The organism is Corallococcus exercitus, assembly GCF_003611585.1.
In the GTDB taxonomy this organism is placed as follows: Bacteria; Myxococcota; Myxococcia; order Myxococcales; family Myxococcaceae; genus Corallococcus; species Corallococcus exercitus.
This window is the reverse complement of sequence record NZ_RAVW01000837.1, coordinates 1-787: the sequence shown is the minus strand read 5'-3', so window position 1 is coordinate 787 and position 787 is coordinate 1. Positions and strand designations below refer to the sequence as shown.

Here is a 787-nt window from a genome sequence, read left to right as displayed (position 1 = left end):
GGTTCTGCTTCAAGCGATTGAAGAGACACTCCACCCGGCAGCGCTTGCGGTAGGCCGCGCGCCGGAAGGCGCGCTGCCGGGGCTGGTCCGAGCGAGTGGGGATGATGGCGTGCACCCCATGTTCGCGGCACCAGGCGCGGAGGCTGGGGTAGCTGTAGCCCTTGTCCGCCGCGAGGGCGTCGGGCAAGCGGCGTGGCGCCCCCGGCGAGTGCGCGCGCGGCACGCTGCCACCCGTCATCAGCGCCTCGAAGGCCTGCGTCTCATGGCGCTGGCCTGCCGTCAGCTCGAAGACGAGCGGCAGCCCCTGGCCCTCCGCCCGGACGTGCAGCTTGGTAGAGAAGCCCCCCTGGCTGCGTCCCAGCGCTTCGGCCTCCCCCCTTTTACCGGCGTGCCGCGTGCGCCGGCTGCGTGCTGGTGGGCGCGGATGACGCTTGCGTCCAGGAAGTGCAGCGTCCAGTCCAGGTGCTCATCCTCGTGCGCTTCGGCCTGCAATTGCCGCAGCACCCGCGCCCAGATGCCTGCCTCCTGCCAGCGGTAGAATCGGCTGCTGAGCGTCTTCCAACTGCCGAACTGCTCCCGAGGCACGTCGCGCCAGGGCGCTCCCGTGCGCAGGACCCAGAGGATTCCGTCGAGCACTTCGCGGTGGTCCTTGTTCGGACGGCCTCGCGCGGGTTTCTGGGGCGGCAGCAGTCCTGCCAGCCGCTCCCATTGGGCGTCTGTCAGCTCTCCTCGGCTCATGCCCTCCTAACACCCGGCTCCCCTCGAACTATTTGCGGACACGTCCTAG

The 787-nt window shown here is 69.9% G+C and carries 1 pseudogene; it reads right to left on the bottom strand.

The features are described 5' to 3' along the window. Positions 1 to 738: pseudogene (locus tag D7W79_RS45585) on the bottom strand (IS5 family transposase); the annotation flags it as partial. Positions 739 to 787 lie beyond the last annotated feature (49 nt).